This window comes from Pseudomonas sp. ADAK7, from assembly GCF_012935675.1.
Classification (GTDB): Bacteria; Pseudomonadota; Gammaproteobacteria; order Pseudomonadales; family Pseudomonadaceae; genus Aquipseudomonas.
Map to the genome: position 1 here is coordinate 2,321,055 of NZ_CP052861.1, position 17,225 is coordinate 2,338,279.

The window sequence follows — 17,225 nt, forward strand, 5'->3', positions numbered from 1 at the left end:
CGAGACGCTTTGATTCGGTGCAATAAATCCCACTCTTTGATTTGAGACGGTCACCAACCCATGAAATTACGGGGCCTGAACATCTTGGCACAACCACTGCATTACCTTTCCCACCATACATAAAGCCCAGCCTTCAACGACGAAGGTTGTGCTTCCCGAGAGAACGGGACCAGGACAAAGGCGTCCTCGCTAGGCAACTAGCGGGACGCCTTTTTTTGTTTGCGCAAAATTTGTCGAGCACGACCTGAAAGCCCTGATGAGGCGAGTCTGAGCTCCCGGAGAACCTGATGAAAAAACTAAAACTGGTGATGATCGGCAACGGCATGGCCGGGGTTCGTACCCTGGAAGAACTGCTCAAGCTGAGCAACGAGCTGTACGACATCACCGTCTTCGGCGCCGAACCCCACACCAACTACAACCGCATCCTGCTGTCGCCGGTGCTGGCTGGTGAACAGACCTTCGAAGAGATCGTGCTCAACGATCTCGACTGGTACCTGAGCAACAACATTAAATTGCTGCTCAACCGCAAAGTGGTGGAGATCGACCGGATCAAGCGCCGGGTGATCGCCGAGGATGGCACCGAGGCCGAGTACGATCGCCTGCTGATCGCCACCGGCTCGACCCCGTTCATCCTGCCGATCCCCGGCAACACCTTGCAGGGCGTGATCGGCTACCGCGACATCGCCGACACCCAGGCGATGATCAACACCGCGAAAACCCACAAGCACGCCGTGGTGATCGGCGGCGGCCTGCTGGGCCTGGAAGCCGCCAACGGCCTGATGCTGCGCGGCATGCACGTCACCGTGGTGCACATCGGCGAATGGTTGATGGAACGGCAACTGGACAAAACCAGCGGCCAGTTGTTGCAAACCGCCCTCGAAGCCCGCGGCCTGCACTTTCGCCTCAGCGAACAGACCCAGGCCCTGCACGATGCCGGCAATGGTCGGGTCGGCTCGGTGCAGTTCAAGAACGGCGACATCATCCCCGCCGACCTGGTGGTGATGGCCGCCGGGATCCGCCCCAACACCGAACTCGCAGAAAAATCTGGCATCCCGTGCAATCGCGGGATCCTGGTCAACGACACCCTGCAAACCTATGACCCACGCATCTACGCGATCGGTGAATGCGCCAGCCACCGTGGCATCGCCTACGGCCTGGTCGCGCCGCTGTTCGAACAGGCCAAGGTCTGCGCCAACCACCTCGCGCAACTGGGTTTTGCCACCTATAAAGGCTCGGTGACCTCGACCAAGCTGAAAGTCACCGGCATCGACCTGTTTTCCGCTGGCGACTTCATGGGCGGTGAAGGCACCGAGACCATCACCCTGTCCGACCCGATCGGCGGGGTCTACAAAAAACTGGTGATCAAGGATGACGTGCTGGTCGGTGCCTGTCTGTACGGCGATACGGCAGATGGCGGTTGGTATTTCCGGCAGATCCGTGAGAATCACGCCATCGGCGAGATCCGCGATCACCTGATGTTCGGCGAAAACGCCCTCGGCGACGTAGGACATCAGGGCCAGGACAAAGCCATGAGCATGGCCGACACCGCCGAAGTCTGCGGCTGCAACGGCGTGTGCAAAGGCACCATCGTCAAGGCAATTCAGGAGCACGGGTTGTTCAGTGTCGACGACGTGAAAAAACACACCAAGGCCGCCAGCTCCTGCGGTTCCTGCGCCGGGCTGGTGGAACAGATCCTGATCAACACCGTGGGTGGCGCGGCGGACGTCAAACCGAAAAGCGAAAAAGCCATCTGCGGCTGCAGCGACCTGAATCACGGGCAGATTCGCCAGGCCATCCGCGAACAGCACCTGCTGACCATCGCCACCACCATGAGCTACCTGAACTGGCGCACGCCCAACGGCTGCGCCACCTGCCGGCCGGCGCTCAATTACTACCTGATTTCCACTTGGCCCGGCGAAGCCAAAGACGATCCGCAATCGCGCCTGATTAACGAGCGCGCCCACGCCAACATTCAGAAAGACGGCACGTACTCGGTGGTCCCGCGGATGTGGGGCGGTGTGACCAATCCGTCGGAGTTGCGGCGGATTGCCGACGTCGCCGACAAGTACAACGTGCCGATGGTCAAGGTCACCGGTGGCCAGCGCATCGACTTGCTGGGGATCAAGAAGCAGGACCTGCCAGGGGTCTGGAAAGACCTGGACATGCCGTCCGGCCACGCCTACGGCAAATCCATCCGCACCGTGAAGACCTGCGTCGGCAGCGAGTTCTGCCGCTTCGGCACGCAAAATTCGACGCAACTGGGCATCGAACTGGAGCACGACCTGTTCAACATGTGGTCGCCGCACAAAGTGAAACTGGCGGTCTCCGGATGCCCACGCAACTGTTCGGAAGCGGGGATCAAGGACGTCGGCATTATCGGCGTGGACTCGGGTTGGGAGATGTACATCGGCGGCAACGGCGGGATTAAAACGGAAGTCGCCGAATTCTTCGTCAAGCTGAAAACCGCCGAAGAAGTGCGCGAATACAACGGCGCTTTCCTACAGCTGTATCGGGAAGAAGCCTTCTACCTCGAGCGCACCGTGCACTACCTGCAACGGGTCGGCATGGAACACATCAAGAAAGCCGTGCTGGAAGACCCTGAGCGCCGCAAAGCACTCAACGATCGCCTGCAATTCTCCCTGTCGTTCGAACAGGACCCGTGGAAAGAACGCCTGGAACAGCCGCTGCTGAAAAAGGAATTCGATGTCATTCCCGTGAAAAACCTGGAGGTGCTGGCATGAACTGGTTGGATATCTGCGCACTGGAAGAGATCAACGCCCTCGGCTCGCGAATCATCGCCGGCCCGAAAGGCGACATCGCGATTTTTCGTACCAGCGACGATGAAGTTTTCGCACTCGATGACCGCTGCCCGCATAAGGGTGGGCCGCTGTCCCAAGGCTTGATCTATGGCAAACGCGTCGCCTGCCCGCTGCACAACTGGCAGATCGACCTGCAATCCGGCGAAGCCCAGGCGCCGGACATTGGCTGTGCCCATCACCATCCGGCGCGGGTGGAAAACGGCCGAGTGCTGCTGTCCCTGCGGGATGCAGGCTGATGGACCGCCAAATCACCGCCTCGACCTGCTGTTACTGCGGGGTCGGCTGCGGTGTGCTGATCGAGCATGACGGCGAACGCATCCTTGGCGTCAGCGGCGATCCGGCGCACCCGGCCAACTTCGGCAAGTTATGCAGCAAAGGCTCGACCCTGCATTTGACCGGCGACCTCGCCGCCCGTGCGCTGTACCCGGAACTGCGCCTGGGCAAAGGCCTGGCCCGTGGTCGCACCGATTGGGACACCGCCCTCGATCACGCCGCCAATGTGTTTGCCGAAACGATCGCCGAACACGGCCCGGACAGCGTGGCGTTCTACATCTCCGGGCAGTTACTGACCGAGGACTACTACGTCTTCAACAAACTGGCGCGGGCGCTGGTCGGCACCAACAACATCGACAGTAATTCACGGCTGTGCATGTCTTCGGCCGTGGTCGGCTACAAACGCAGCCTCGGCGCCGATGCACCGCCGTGCAGCTACGAAGACCTGGAGTTGAGCGACTGCGTGATGATCGTCGGCAGTAACATGGCCTACGCCCACCCAGTCCTGTTCCGACGCCTGGAAGAGGCCAAATCCCGCCGTCCACAGATGAAAGTCATCGTCATCGACCCACGTCGTACCGACACCTGCGATTTGGCTGACCTGCACCTGGCGATTCTACCGGGTACCGATGTCGCGTTGTTCCATGGGATTTTGCACTTGCTGTTGTGGGAAGACTGGGTCGATCGCGACTTCATCAACGCCCACACCGAAGGCCTGGCGGAGCTGAAAAACCTGGTACGTGATTACACCCCGCAAATGGTTTCGCAGCTGTGCGGAATTGGCATCGAGCAGCTGCAGCAATGTGCCGAATGGGTCGGCACTTCACCGAGTTTTCTGTCGCTGTGGTGCATGGGGCTGAACCAGTCCACCGCCGGCAGCGCGAAGAACAGCGCACTGATCAATCTGCATTTGGCCACCGGGCAAATCGGCCGTCCCGGTGCAGGACCTTTCTCCCTGACCGGTCAGCCGAATGCCATGGGCGGGCGGGAAACCGGCAGCTTGTCGAACCTGCTGCCCGGCCATCGCGAAGCCGCCAATGCCGAACATCGTGCCGAAGTGGCGGCGTACTGGGGGGTTGAACAACTGCCCGAAACCACCGGGCTTACGGCTATCGAACTGTTCGAACAGGTGCGCAGCGGCCAGATCAAGGCGCTGTGGATCGCCTGCACCAACCCGGCGCAATCCTTGCCGGATCAGACTGCCGTGCGCGCCGCGCTGGAGGCCTGTCCGTTCGTGGTCTTGCAGGAAGCCTTCCGTACCACCGAAACCGCGGCGTTCGCTGATCTGCTGCTGCCTGCCGCGAGCTGGGGGGAGAAGGACGGCACGGTGACCAACTCCGAACGGCGAATTTCCCACGTTCGCCAGGCCATTCGCGCACCCGGTGAAGCGCGGTCGGATTGGGCGATTACGCTGGATTTCGCACAACGCCTGGAGAAACGCCTGCGCCCTGCGCATCCCGGCCTTTTTGCCTTTGATACGGCAGCCAAGGTTTTCGACGAATACAAGCAACTGACCCAGGGCCGGGACCTGGACCTTTCCGGCATCAGCCACGCCCTGCTGGATCGGCTCGGCCCGCAGCAATGGCCCTTCCCCACCGGTGCCAGCGAAGGCACGGCGCGGCTGTACCTGGATGGGGTGTTCCCGACCGCCAGCGGGCGTGCGCAGTTTGTCGCCGACCCGTACCGCGCCGCCAAGGAACAGCGCGATGCCCGTTTCCCGCTGACCTTGATCACCGGTCGCCTGCGTGATCAATGGCACGGCATGAGCCGCACCGGCACCGCCGCGCAATTGTTCGGCCATGTCAGTGAAGCCGTATTGAGCCTGCACCCGGATGAACTGCGCCGGCATCGGTTGCAACCCGGCGATCTGGTCAGCCTGAAAAGCCGTCGCGGCGCGGTGATTGTGGCCGTCGGCAGCGACGATAGCGTGCGTCCGGGTCAGGCCTTTCTGCCCATGCACTGGGGTGATCGTTTTCTCAAGGGTGGCGTCAATGCCATCACCCAACCGGCATTCGACCCGTTGTCGAAACAGCCGGAGCTGAAACACAGCGGCGTACGCCTGGAATCGGTGCACCTGCCCTGGCACCTTTTCGCCTTGATCGAGGGCGATGTTCAACAACATTTCGAGACGCTACGCCCCCTTTGCGAAGCGTTTTCCTACGTCAGCCTCAGCCTGGCAGGCCGTGAACGCCCGGCGCTGCTGATACGCGCTGCCAGCGCCACGCCGCCCGACGCGCAATTGCTACGTGATATCGATCAATGCCTGGGGCTTAACGATGGGCCTGTTCTGGCCTACGACGACCCGCGACGCTCTATCGGCAAACGGGTACGCATCGAGAACGGCCGGATCACCGCGATTCGCCTGGCGGGCGAAACCCTTGCCCAGCATTGGCTGCAAAGCCTGTGGCTCGAAGGTCGGGCCGATGAACAACTGCGGCGCTGGCTGCTGGCGCCCTTGAGTGCGCCACCGGGCAACGTCGACGCGCCGGCCAACGGCAACAAAACCCTGTGCAACTGCAAAAACGTCAGCCAAAGCGCAGTCTGCGCCGGCATCAGCCGTGGCCTGGACTTGCAGGGCCTGAAACAAGAACTGGGCTGTGGCACGCAATGTGGCTCCTGCGTCCCGGAAATCAAGCGTTTGCTGGCCGCCACCGCGCAGCCGGTCGCCGTTATCTCGTGAGGAAAATTCGATGAGCGCAAAAGTCTGGCTGGTGGGTGCGGGTCCCGGCGACCCTGAATTACTGACGCTCAAAGCGGTTCGAGCCTTGAGGGAAGCGGATGTGGTGCTGATCGATGACCTGGTCAACGAAGCGGTACTGGAGCATTGCCCACGTGCGCGGATCATTGCCGTTGGCAAGCGCGGCGGCTGTCGTTCGACGCCTCAGGCCTTCATCCATCGGTTGATGCTGCGCTATGCCCGCCACGGCAAGTGTGTGGTGCGACTCAAGGGCGGCGATCCGTGCATTTTTGGTCGTGGCGGCGAAGAAGCGCAGTGGCTGCGCGAGCGCGGGGTTGAGGTCGAACTGGTCAATGGCATCACCGCCGGGCTGGCTGGGGCGACGCAATGCGATATTCCCTTGACCCTGCGTGGCGTGGCACGCGGCGTGACGCTGGTCACCGCCCATACGCAGGACGATAGCAGCCTGAACTGGCAAGCCCTGGCCCAGGGTGGCACGACGTTGGTGGTTTACATGGGCGTGGCGAAGCTGAGTGAGATCCGCGAGCAACTGCTGGCCGGGGGCATGGCGGCGGATACGCCGGTGGCGATGATCGAAAACGCCTCACTGCCGCAGCAGCGTGAATGTCGGAGTGTGCTGGCAGCCATGGAGGAAGATGCCTGCAGCTTTGAGCTCAAGAGCCCAGCGATTCTGGTGATCGGTGCGGTGGCGGCCAGTGCCGCGTCCACCCTGTCGGAGCGTGCCTTGCCCGCGATGACGGCCGATCAAACAGCCTGAATCTCTCTGACACAACTCCGCTTCATCAAATCGCAGACAAAGAAAAGCCCGGCCTAAGCCGGGCTTTTCAGAGCTGCGAGCTAATTACTTAGCTTGAGCTTCAACCTGCGCTTCTACGCGACGGTTTACAGCGCGACCAGCTTCAGTTTTGTTGTCAGCAACTGGGCGGGATTCGCCGTAGCCAACAGACTGAACGCGAGTCGATTCAACACCGTACTGGTTGGTCAGAACTTGCTTAACGGCGTTTGCACGACGCTCGGACAGTTTCTGGTTGTAAGCGTCAGGACCGACGGAGTCAGTGTGACCTTCAACAGTAGTGGTGGTGGATGGGTACTGTTTCATGAAATCAGCGAGGTTTTTGATGTCGCCGTAGCTGTTAGGCTTGACTACCGACTTGTCGAAGTCGAATTTCACGTCCAGCTCAACACGAACAACTTCAGCAACTGCTGGGCAGCCATCAGCGTCAACAGTTACGTTGGCTGGGGTGTCCGGGCACTTGTCAACGTTGTCGCAAACGCCATCGTTGTCGCTGTCGGAGCAGACTTCAGCTGGTGCTGGAACTGGAGCAGCAGCAGGCTTGGAGCCGCCACCGAAGTTCACACCGATACCGACGCTTGGAGCCCACTCGGTGTCGCCCTGGTCGATGTTGTACTGAGCTTCAACGCCAGCACGGGCGTAGAAGTTCTCGGTGAAGTACAGCTTGGCACCGCCGCCAACGTTGGCGAAGGTGGAACGGTTACGACCGTTGCTGCCATTCTGGTCGATGCTCTGGTCCGAGAAACCGGCAGAGACGTAAGGACGCAGCATGTCACCTGGGTTGTTGAAGTGGTACAGAGCGTCCAGAGCGGTGTTGGCGCCCTTGATGTTCTTGCCGTCGTCGGAACGAACGTTGTGCACTTCGTCGTAGCCCAGACGCAGTTCAACGTCGTCGGTCAGGAAGTAACCAACCGAACCACCGAAGAGGTTGCCGTTGTTCTTGAAGTTACGAGCGCTGTCGAATTGTTCTTTCTTAGCGAAGCCTTCGATTTCAACTGCGCCTTGGCCTTGTGCCAGAGCGCCGAACGAAGTGGCAGCAATAAGAGAACCAATGGCAAAGCCCAAGGTGTTTTTCAGTTTCATCCGTTAAATCCCCATCTGGTGATTGTGAAGCAGTCCCGCAAACCGGGGGACAACTCGGCGGCAAGTCTATCAGAACTTGCCTACACGTAAGAGATATTTGCGCTGAACTAAGTTTCAGCAACGCCTGCAAATTTCTCACGCAATTTATCTAGAGCACGTTTGTAACGCATTTTTGTCGCACTCAAACCCATGTGCATGATGTCTGCGATCTCCTGAAACTCCAGCTCTGCGACAAATCGTAGCACCAGAATTTCTCGGTCGATCGGGTTCACATACACCAGCCAGCGATCAAGTCCACCCTTATCCTCGGGTCTCGGCGCCTTTTCTTCAGACGCTTCCTCGAGGGGGTCCAGACTCAAAGCGTCCATCAAGCGACGCTTTCGCCGTTCTTTCCGATACTGCGTGATGCATTCGTTGTACGTGATGCTATAGAGCCACGTCTTGAACTTCGATTTCCCCTCGAAGTTCTTCAGGCCGTACAGCACCTTCAACATCACTTCCTGACAGACATCATCTGCATCGCGATCGTTCCCAAGATACCGTGCACAGACGTTAAATAATGTTCGTTGGTAACGCCGCATCAGTTCTTCATAGGCGCGTGTTACGTGAAACAGCTCGGTATGCGAGCGCGCGACCAACTCCTCATCAGAGAGCTCGCGGGGGTCGTAGCGCGTGGAGAGCGATTGAGCTTTATTCAAAACAAGTCGGGCCGACAGTCAGGTCAATGTCCGCCGCAGCCCTTACTGGGCATTTCGCGGCGGCATACATTAGCAGGGTTTGCCGGGTTAGCGGCTACTCACATGCTGCTCCAGGAGGATCCGATTGGAGAGAGAGACTAGCTCACCCTCGTCGGTCAGCAATGTGGTTTTAACCGTGCCGATCTCTTCGATCTGGCCTTCGACCTCGCCAACACGCACTTGTTGCCCAACCTGATACAACTCACGCACATAGATTCCCGCAAGAATCTGACCGGCAATTTCCCGGCTTCCCAAGCCCATGGCCAGCGCAACCGCCAGACCAACGGTAATCAATACGATCACGATCACATGGTTGAGCAGGTCAGTCTTGACCTCCAACTGGCTGATCGCAACCGAGAGGCTGATGATAATCACCAGGCCCTGGGCAATACGCCCCAGGCCCGACGCGTAATCCAGCCCTACTCCCTCTGCCGCTCCGCGCACCAGCCCATTGGCCAATTGCGCCAGCAACACACCCACCAGCAACACCAGCGCGGCGCCAAATACTTTCGGCAAATACAGCGCAAGCATATCAAGCGTAGCTGAAACTCGCTCAAGTCCAAGGGATTCTGCGGCAGAAACCAGGAAAATGAGTAAAACAAACCAATAAACAATCTTGCCGATCAGGGTTGAAATGGGCACCTGAAGGCCGGCACGGGACAGCAACTTGGTCAAACCGGTACCGCCCATCAGGCGATCAAGGCCCAATTTGGCAAGCAATTTGGACAACAACGTGTCCAGCAGCTTGGCCACAACAAAACCCAGCAGTAGGACAACCAGCGCCCCGAATAGGTTCGGAATGAAATTCGCAACCTTGGTCCACAACGCAGTCATTGCAGTGACGAGGCTCTGAGTCCAGAGATCAAGTTCCATATTCAATCAGCCTTATCAGCAGTGCGAACGGTAGGTTTACGGTGGCGGGAGACCGGCGCGACATGGGCCGATCCATTGTTCAAGGCAATCATCAGCGCGGGCAGCCAGCGGCCCAGCAGGCTGAACAGATCGCCAGCGCCGACCTGGCGGTTGGCGGTTTTCAGGACACGGCCAAGGCACGCATCGTCGTCCCGAGTGGACGGAGATGCCTTGAGCATGTCACGCAAAGACTGTTCAAACGGATCGTGCATACGCACCTCTCGTGATGTCTGTGAAAGACGCGATCAAATTTGGTCGGGTCACATGGCTCATGGTCAGACCCAGCGCAAACGTCGGAATAACCACCACTGCCCGAACGCCACCGAAACCATTATCAGGCACGCAATCAGGAAGCCATATGGGCTGGCGGAGAACGGAATCCCGCCGACATTAATACCCAAAAGACCGGCCAGAAAACTCATCGGCAAAAAGATCCCGGTGATGATCCCGAAGCGGTACATCGTGCGATTCATGCGCACGCTCAAACGCCGGTCTTCGGCCTCCAGGACTAGCCCCACCCGCTCCCGGGTCAATTCCAGCTCCTCGAGATAGCGGGTCAGGCTGTTGTTCAATTCGTTCCAGTAATCGCCGTCATCTTCGACAAACCACGGCAGTTTTATCCGCGTCAGTTGCCCGAAGATTTCCCGCTGCGGGGCCAGGAATCGTTTCAGCCCGGCCGCCCGTCGACGGATCTGCAAAATGGACCCATGCTCGGGTGTATACCGTTCGTCGGCATCCAGTTTTTCTTCTTCCTCATCGACCACTTCCGAGAGGCAGGTGACCAGATCCTGCACCTTGTTGGTGAGGTACTGAGCCATATAAAGGATGAGTTCGGAGGCGGTTTTCGGGCCTTTGCCTTCCGCAAGCTGCACCAGCAACTCATCGGTGGCGCGCAACGGACGCAAACGCAGGGAAATCACCCGCTGGGCCGAGGCGAAGATCCGCACCGAGACCATGTCTTCCGGCTCCGCACCAGGGTTCAGGTTCACCCCGCGCAAAAATAGCAGCAGTTCGCTGTCGGAAAGCTGTAGAAGACGCGGACGGGTGTTTTCTTCCAGCAGCAGGTCGCAGCTGAATTCACTCAGGCCGCTGGATTTACGCAGCCAGGTCTGGGTTTGCGGGTGACTGCGATCCCAATGCAGCCACAGGCTCTCATGGGCCTGCAGCTGCAATTCGTCGAGTTCAGTCCGGGCTATCGAACGCGCACCGCCTTTTCCATCCAGCACCAGGGCATGCACCAGCCCCCACTGCGCGTTTTCTTCCTCGAACATCCTCACCCCATGCTTGCCACGAAAATTCGCACCGACGCTTTATTCAGGCATCTTCAGCGGGCTTGGCGAGATGATCACGCCGTTGTTGTCCGCATAGATGTAGTGGCCGGGATGGAACGTCACGCCAGCAAAGGTCACCGGAACGTTAATGTCGCCGAGCCCGCGTCTGTCGGATTTTTTTGGGTGGCTAGCGAGTGCCTGTACGCCCAGATCAGTCTGCGCAAGGATATCGACATCGCGGATGCAACCGTAGATCACCAGCCCTGCCCAACCGTTTTTCGAGGCTTTCTCGGCCAGCATGTCACCCAGCAACGCATGACGCAGGGAACCGCCACCGTCGACCACCAGCACCTTGCCATCCCCCTTGAGTTCGACCTGCTCCTTGACCCGCGAGTTGTCTTCGAAGCACTTGATGGTCACGATTTCGCCGCCGAAGGAATCACGGCCGCCGAAATTGCTGAACATCGGTTCCAGCACCTGCACCAGCTCCGGATAGGCGTCGCACAGGTCGGGCGTAACGTAATGGTTCATCGAGAAACTCCTGTAAAGAGGAAGACAATCGAGGATGTCGCAAAGTGACCAGAAAAGCTCAATGCGTCATATCTTAGCCGCAAGCCGACCGGAGCGAAATGCCCTTGTTAGAGCATTGGCCTCAGACCGCCGTGGCCAAATCCGGCTTTTCGCCCAACAGCGGCGTTTGTTGATCCGCCAGCCAGCGCGCGACCAAGGGCCAGACTTCAGCCTGGGCGGCTTTGCTGATCAGCATTTCAACGTGGCCGAAATTGTCGGTAAAACCCTGCTCGCGTCCCAGATTGATGAATTGCTTGTGCTCGGAGCCGAGCTGATCGAACAGCTTGCGACAGGCCCAGGTCGGATCCTGATGGTCGCCGGCCGCGCTCACGGCCAACACCGGTAACTCAACTTCGGCCAAACCGGCCCACCAGTCCTTGTCGGTATCGCCAAAGCGCCCGAACAGGCCATACCAGCGCATGCTTTCCAGGGCCAGGCCAATCGGCTCGTCCTCCGGGCCGCGCTTGAGCCGTGAACCGGACAGCTGGGCAAAACGCTTGAGAATGAAGCGCCCGCTCCACTCCACCGGCGGAATCTTCAACGGCCAGTAGGTGCGGCTGACCTGGGTGCCGAAAAACGCCGCCGAGGCCACCACCGGTTCGCCGATGTACTGTCCGCCCAACGCGGCAGCCAAAGTAATGCCGCCCAGAGAATGACCGATCCAGTGCGGGACCTGGCCACTTTGCTCGCGCACGAATGCACCGATGGCCGGCAGGTCATAACGGGCGTAATCGGAAACGCGGTTTTTGCGGTAGTCCTGATTGCGCTGGGACAAGCCGTGACCGCGCATCTCCGGAATCCATACATCGAATCCCTGGCGCGTCAGATAGGCGCCCAACCCCAGGCCTTTCGGGGAAAACCAGAACCGGCGATTGGAAAAGCTGCCGTGCAGCAAAATCACCGGAACGCCGCGCGTGTCCGGGCCATCCGCCATGCCCAGGCGTGTCACCGCCAGCTCGACGGTGCCGTCGGGGCTGTTGCCGGGTTTCAATCGATACACGTCTTCGCTCAGATCGCCGCGCCGCTCGGCGCTGATCAGGGCGACAGGAAATAGGTTGCTGCTGCTTTGCATAATGCTCTTGCACAAAAAAGGGCGGCATCCGGGGAGCCCGCCCTACTCAAATCTAAAAGCCCCGGCCACTTGACCGAGGCTTCATTCACATCAAGCCTGCGCTTGGCCTTCAGCCAGGAAGAACCAGGTTTCCAGCACGGAATCGGGGTTCAGCGAAACGCTTTCGATGCCCTGCTCCATCAGCCATTTGGCCAGGTCCGGGTGGTCCGAAGGACCCTGACCGCAGATGCCGATGTACTTGCCAGCCTTGTTACAGGCCTGGATGGCATTGGCCAGCAACTTCTTGACCGCCGGATTACGCTCGTCGAACAAGTGGGCGATGATCCCGGAGTCACGGTCCAGGCCCAGGGTCAGCTGGGTCAGATCGTTGGAACCGATGGAGAAGCCGTCGAAGAACTCCAGGAACTCTTCAGCGAGGATCGCGTTGGACGGCAGTTCGCACATCATGATGATGCGCAGGCCGTTCTCGCCACGGGCCAGACCGTTTTCAGCCAGCAGGTCGATCACCTGGCTCGCTTCACCCAGGGTGCGGACGAACGGCACCATGATTTCAACGTTGGTCAGGCCCATCTCGTTGCGCACGCGCTTGAGGGCGCGGCATTCAAGCTCAAAGCAATCGCGGAACGCTTCGCTGATGTAACGCGACGCACCACGGAAGCCCAGCATCGGATTCTCTTCTTCCGGCTCGTAGAGCTTGCCGCCGATCAGGTTCGCGTATTCGTTGGACTTGAAGTCCGACAGACGCACGATGACCTTTTTCGGAGTAAACGCTGCAGCCAGGGTGCTGATGCCTTCAACCAGTTTGTCGACGTAGAAGCCGACCGGATCGTCGTAGCCGGCAATGCGCTTGTCGACGCTGTCCTTGATGTCTTGCGGCAGGCCGTCGTAGTTCAACAGCGCTTTCGGGTGAACACCGATCATGCGGTTGATGATGAATTCCAGGCGGGCCAGGCCCACACCGGCGTTCGGCAGTTGCGCGAAGTCGAAGGCGCGGTCCGGATTGCCGACGTTCATCATGATCTTGAACGGCAGATCAGGCATGGCGTCCACAGAGTTTTTCTTGATGTCGAAGCCCAGTTCGCCTTCGAAAATGTAGCCGGTGTCGCCTTCGGCGCAGGAAACGGTCACGCCCTGGCCGTCTTTCAACAGCTGGGTGGCGTTGCCGCAACCGACCACGGCCGGGATCCCCAGCTCGCGAGCGATGATCGCCGCGTGGCAGGTACGACCGCCACGGTTGGTGACGATGGCGCTGGCGCGCTTCATGACCGGTTCCCAGTCCGGGTCAGTCATGTCGGACACCAGAACGTCGCCTGGCTGGACTTTGTCCATCTCGGACACGTCCTTGATGATGCGGACCTTGCCGGCGCCGATGCGCTGGCCGATGGCGCGACCTTCAACCAGCACGGTGCCGGTTTCTTTCAGCAGGTAACGTTCCATGACGTTGGCCTGGGTGCGGCTCTTCACGGTTTCAGGACGGGCCTGAACGATGTAGAGCTTGCCGTCGTCGCCGTCTTTAGCCCACTCGATGTCCATCGGGCACTTGTAGTGCTTCTCGATGATCATCGCTTGCTTGGCCAGCTCGCTGACTTCGGCGTCGGTCAGGCAGAAACGGGCGCGATCAGCCTTGTCGACGTCGATGGTTTTGACCGACTTGCCGGCCGTGGCCACTTCGCCGTAGATCATCTTGATCGCTTTGCTGCCGAGGTTGCGGCGCAGGATTGCCGGACGACCGGCTTCAAGGGTTTGTTTGTGGACGTAGAATTCGTCCGGGTTCACCGCGCCCTGGACAACGGTTTCGCCAAGGCCGTAGGCGCCGGTGATGAACACCACGTCACGGAAGCCCGATTCGGTATCGAGGGTGAACATCACGCCGGCGGTGCCGGTTTCGGAGCGGACCATGCGCTGCACGCCGGCCGACAGGGCCACCAGCTTGTGGTCGAAGCCCTGGTGCACGCGGTAGGAAATGGCGCGGTCGTTGAAGAGGGAGGCAAACACCTCTTTGGCGGCGCGAATGACGTTTTCGACACCACGGATGTTCAGGAAGGTTTCCTGCTGACCGGCGAAGGAAGCGTCCGGCAGGTCTTCGGCGGTAGCGGAAGAACGCACGGCCACGGCCATGTCAGGGTTGCCGGCCGACAGCGTGGCGAACGCGGTGCGGATCTCGGCGTTAAGTTTTTCGGGGAATTCGGCTTCCATGATCCATTTGCGGATCTGGGCGCCGGTCTTGGCCAGGGCGTTGACATCGTCGACGTCCAGGGCGTCGAGCGCGGCATGGATCTGATCGTTCAGGCCGCTCAGTTCCAGAAAATCACGATAAGCCTGAGCTGTCGTGGCGAAGCCACCGGGCACCGATACACCGGCACCTGCAAGGTTACTGATCATCTCGCCCAGGGATGCGTTCTTGCCCCCTACGTGCTCTACATCATGGACGCCGAGCTTATCGAGGGAAACTACGTACTCTACCAAGGTGATCTCTCCACTAACTGTGTTGGAAAAGCTCAGAAGCCGGCGGCTCGGGGGAGCGTTTGCCGACTGTATGGCCTGGACCTGGAAAATAAGTGAGAATGCGGGCCACTGGCGGCCGGCAAATCGCGCCTATCATATCCAAGATTCGTTATTAGCTTAAGGCCCAAGGTGCAAATGAAACGATCTGCTTTCTTCATCTCCGATGGCACCGGCATCACTGCCGAAACCCTGGGTCAAAGCCTCTTGGCGCAGTTCGAAAACATTACCTTCAGCAAATTCACCCGTCCGTACATCGACAACGTCGATAAAGCGCGGGCCATGGTACAACAAATCAACAAGGCCGCCGAAACCGACGGCTTTCGGCCGATCATCTTCGACACCATCGTCAATCAGGACATCCGTGAGATCCTCGCAACGTCCAATGGTTTCATGATCGACATTTTCTCGACCTTCCTGGCGCCGCTTGAACAGGAACTGACCGAGCATTCTTCCTACACCGTCGGCAAGTCCCACTCCATTGGCAGCAACACCAATTACATGGAGCGGATCGAGGCGGTGAACTTCGCCCTCGACAACGATGACGGTGCGCGCACGCATTATTACGACAAGGCCGACCTGATCCTAGTAGGCGTGTCGCGTTGTGGTAAGACGCCGACGTGCCTGTACATGGCGATGCAATTCGGCATCCGCGCGGCCAACTACCCGTTGACCGAAGACGACATGGAGCGCCTGACCCTGCCGGCCGCCCTGCGCGCCCATCAGCACAAGCTGTTCGGCCTGACCATCGACCCGGACCGCCTCACCGCGATCCGCAACGAGCGCAAGCCCAACAGCCGCTATTCGAGCTATGCCCAGTGCGAGTTCGAGGTGCGCGAGGTGGAGAATCTGTTCCGCCGGGAGAACATCCCGCACATCAATTCCACGCACTTTTCCGTGGAAGAGATTTCGGCGAAGATCCTCGTGGAGAAAGGGGTGGAGCGGCGGTTCAAGTAGCTCTTCAGCGCCTGTGATGACGCCTGCGCGGGCAAGCCTCGCTCCTACAGATTTTGTGTCGTTCGCGGCATGCGGGATCGACATATCCCTGTAGGAGCAAGGCTTGCCCGCGATGAACGATTACACGGACTGCCTCAACGCCCCCGCCAGTGCTTCAAACCCTTGCAACAACAACCCATCGTCCCCCGCCGAATGACACACACTCGCCCGAATAAACTGCGGCACCGCGCCATGCCCCACCGCAAATGCCTCGGCGGTGGCCACCAGATAGTTATTCTCCTTGAGCTCCGCCGCAATCTGCGACGCCCGCCACGGCTCGGGCACTTCGATCCAGAAGTGCGGGCTATCGGGATGAGTCTTGTAGCTGACTTCTTCTAACGTTCCGCTGACCAACCGCTTGCGGCGACTGATTTCGGTTATCTGCTGCCCCAATAACTGTTTGGCGATACCGTTTTCAATCCACGCCGTCGCCAGCTCCATCGACAGCGGGCTTGCCATCCAGCACGTCCCGCGCACCGCTGCACTCAATCTTCCGATCAACGGCAGCGGTGCGTGCAGATAACCAACGCGCAAACCGGCGGAAACCGCCTTGCTCAGGCTGCCGATCAACACCGAGCGCTCCGTGGCGAAATGGCTCAACGGCAAGGGGCGTTGTTGAGCCAGAACCGCATGGGCTTCGTCTTCGATGATCAGCAGGTTGTGCTGGCGACAAATCTCGGCAATCGCCTCGCGCCGTCGGACCGACATCACCGCCGCCGTAGGATTCTGGATCGTCGGCGTGCAGTACAGCGCTGAGACCCGATGATGCTGGCAAACGTCCGACAGCGCTTCGGGCAACAGTCCTTCGTCATCCATGGCGACACCGATCAGCTTTATCCCAAGCATGCGTGCGACGCTGATCAGTCCCGGGTAGGTCAAATGCTCGGTCACCAGCGTATCGCCAGGCTTGAGCAGCGCCATCAATACGCAGAGCAAGCCGTGCTGGCCGCCATTGACGCAAATGACCTGCTCGGCGCTCGGGACGAATTCCAGATGCCGCAACCAGTGAGCACCGGCCGCACGGTGACGGGGCACTCCGCAATCGGCCGTATAGCCGCTGAGCAACTGCAAGGTGTTCGGATCACTGGCCAAGCCCAGCAGGCTCTGACTCAGAAAGGCAGCTTCCTGCCCCGGAATCGGTTGATTCCTGCTCATGTCGAAGTAAGGCTGAGGCTCGTCGCTGACATTGCGAAAGCCAGCATCCCGCGGCCGCTCCATCCCCCTCTGACGCACATAAGTGCCATCTCCTACACGGGCCACCACCAACCCTACCCGTTCCAACTCGCCGTACGCGCGGCTGATGGTGCCAATGGTCACGCCCAGGCTGTCCGCCAACAAACGATGAGGCGGCAGTTTGCTGCCGGGCTCGATCAAGCCGTCGCCGATGCTTTTTTCCAGGGCTTCGGCCAGGCGCCTGTACTTGACGCCGCGCCCATGGGCGAGGCGTTCGCGCAGGATTGACACCGTGGCAATACTTACTTTGACAGTCATTTCCATCC

The 17,225-nt window shown here is 59.5% G+C and carries 14 protein-coding genes; 5 read left to right on the forward strand and 9 right to left on the reverse strand.

What is annotated here, in order from left to right:
• The first annotated feature begins 287 nt into the window (after positions 1-287).
• From nirB to cobA, 4 genes are read left to right on the forward strand one after another with little or no spacing between them, the layout of a single operon-like run.
• Entirely contained in the window at positions 288-2,741 is a 2,454-nt protein-coding gene (nirB, locus tag HKK53_RS10745; RefSeq protein ID WP_169370804.1) for a nitrite reductase large subunit NirB, read from the forward strand.
• Entirely contained in the window at positions 2,738-3,055 is a 318-nt protein-coding gene (gene nirD, locus HKK53_RS10750; protein ID WP_169370805.1) for a nitrite reductase small subunit NirD, read from the forward strand. Before nirB ends, nirD begins: the two co-directional genes overlap by 4 nt.
• On the forward strand, positions 3,055-5,772 hold the full coding sequence (locus tag HKK53_RS10755) for a nitrate reductase (protein WP_169370806.1): 2,718 nt from the start codon (positions 3,055-3,057) through the stop codon (positions 5,770-5,772). Before nirD ends, HKK53_RS10755 begins: the two co-directional genes overlap by 1 nt.
• 10 nt (positions 5,773-5,782) lie before the next feature.
• Complete coding sequence (gene cobA / locus HKK53_RS10760; RefSeq protein WP_169370807.1) at positions 5,783-6,547, forward strand: uroporphyrinogen-III C-methyltransferase; 765 nt, start codon at positions 5,783-5,785, stop codon at positions 6,545-6,547.
• A gap of 84 nt (positions 6,548-6,631) precedes the next feature.
• Here the strand turns inward: cobA and HKK53_RS10765 are convergent, their stop codons facing one another.
• From HKK53_RS10765 to ppsA, 8 genes are all read right to left on the reverse strand, one after another.
• On the reverse strand, positions 6,632-7,666 hold the full coding sequence (locus HKK53_RS10765) for an OmpA family protein (RefSeq protein ID WP_169370808.1): 1,035 nt from the start codon (positions 7,664-7,666) through the stop codon (positions 6,632-6,634).
• Positions 7,667-7,773: 107 nt separating this feature from the next.
• Entirely contained in the window at positions 7,774-8,364 is a 591-nt protein-coding gene (sigX, locus tag HKK53_RS10770) for an RNA polymerase sigma factor SigX (protein WP_169370809.1), read from the reverse strand.
• Positions 8,365-8,451: 87 nt separating this feature from the next.
• Positions 8,452-9,276 carry a mechanosensitive ion channel family protein gene (locus HKK53_RS10775; RefSeq protein WP_054054005.1) on the reverse strand — a complete coding sequence of 275 codons (825 nt, stop codon included), beginning with the start codon at positions 9,274-9,276 and terminating at the stop codon, positions 8,452-8,454.
• 2 nt (positions 9,277-9,278) lie between these two features.
• Positions 9,279-9,527, reverse strand: a complete 249-nt coding sequence (locus HKK53_RS10780) for a hypothetical protein (RefSeq protein WP_008146303.1) — start codon at positions 9,525-9,527, stop codon at positions 9,279-9,281.
• A gap of 63 nt (positions 9,528-9,590) precedes the next feature.
• Positions 9,591-10,586 (reverse strand): zinc transporter ZntB, encoded by a 996-nt coding sequence (locus tag HKK53_RS10785; RefSeq protein ID WP_169370810.1) that lies wholly within the window; start codon positions 10,584-10,586, stop codon positions 9,591-9,593.
• Between the two features lie 39 nt (positions 10,587-10,625).
• A complete protein-coding gene (rraA, locus tag HKK53_RS10790) occupies positions 10,626-11,117 on the reverse strand; it encodes a ribonuclease E activity regulator RraA (protein ID WP_169370811.1) in 492 nt (163 codons plus the stop codon).
• Between the two features lie 121 nt (positions 11,118-11,238).
• Positions 11,239-12,228, reverse strand: a complete 990-nt coding sequence (locus HKK53_RS10795; protein ID WP_169370812.1) for an alpha/beta fold hydrolase — start codon at positions 12,226-12,228, stop codon at positions 11,239-11,241.
• Positions 12,229-12,318: 90 nt separating this feature from the next.
• Positions 12,319-14,694, reverse strand: coding sequence for a phosphoenolpyruvate synthase (ppsA, locus tag HKK53_RS10800; RefSeq protein WP_169370813.1), 2,376 nt, complete (start codon positions 14,692-14,694; stop codon positions 12,319-12,321).
• A gap of 174 nt (positions 14,695-14,868) precedes the next feature.
• On the opposite strand from ppsA, the gene ppsR reads away from it, so the two are divergent.
• Positions 14,869-15,687 (forward strand): posphoenolpyruvate synthetase regulatory kinase/phosphorylase PpsR, encoded by an 819-nt coding sequence (ppsR, locus tag HKK53_RS10805; RefSeq protein ID WP_123403248.1) that lies wholly within the window; start codon positions 14,869-14,871, stop codon positions 15,685-15,687.
• A 120-nt stretch (positions 15,688-15,807) separates the two neighbouring features.
• On the opposite strand, the gene HKK53_RS10810 is transcribed toward ppsR, so the two are convergent.
• Entirely contained in the window at positions 15,808-17,217 is a 1,410-nt protein-coding gene (locus HKK53_RS10810; RefSeq protein WP_169370814.1) for an aminotransferase-like domain-containing protein, read from the reverse strand.
• Positions 17,218-17,225 lie beyond the last annotated feature (8 nt).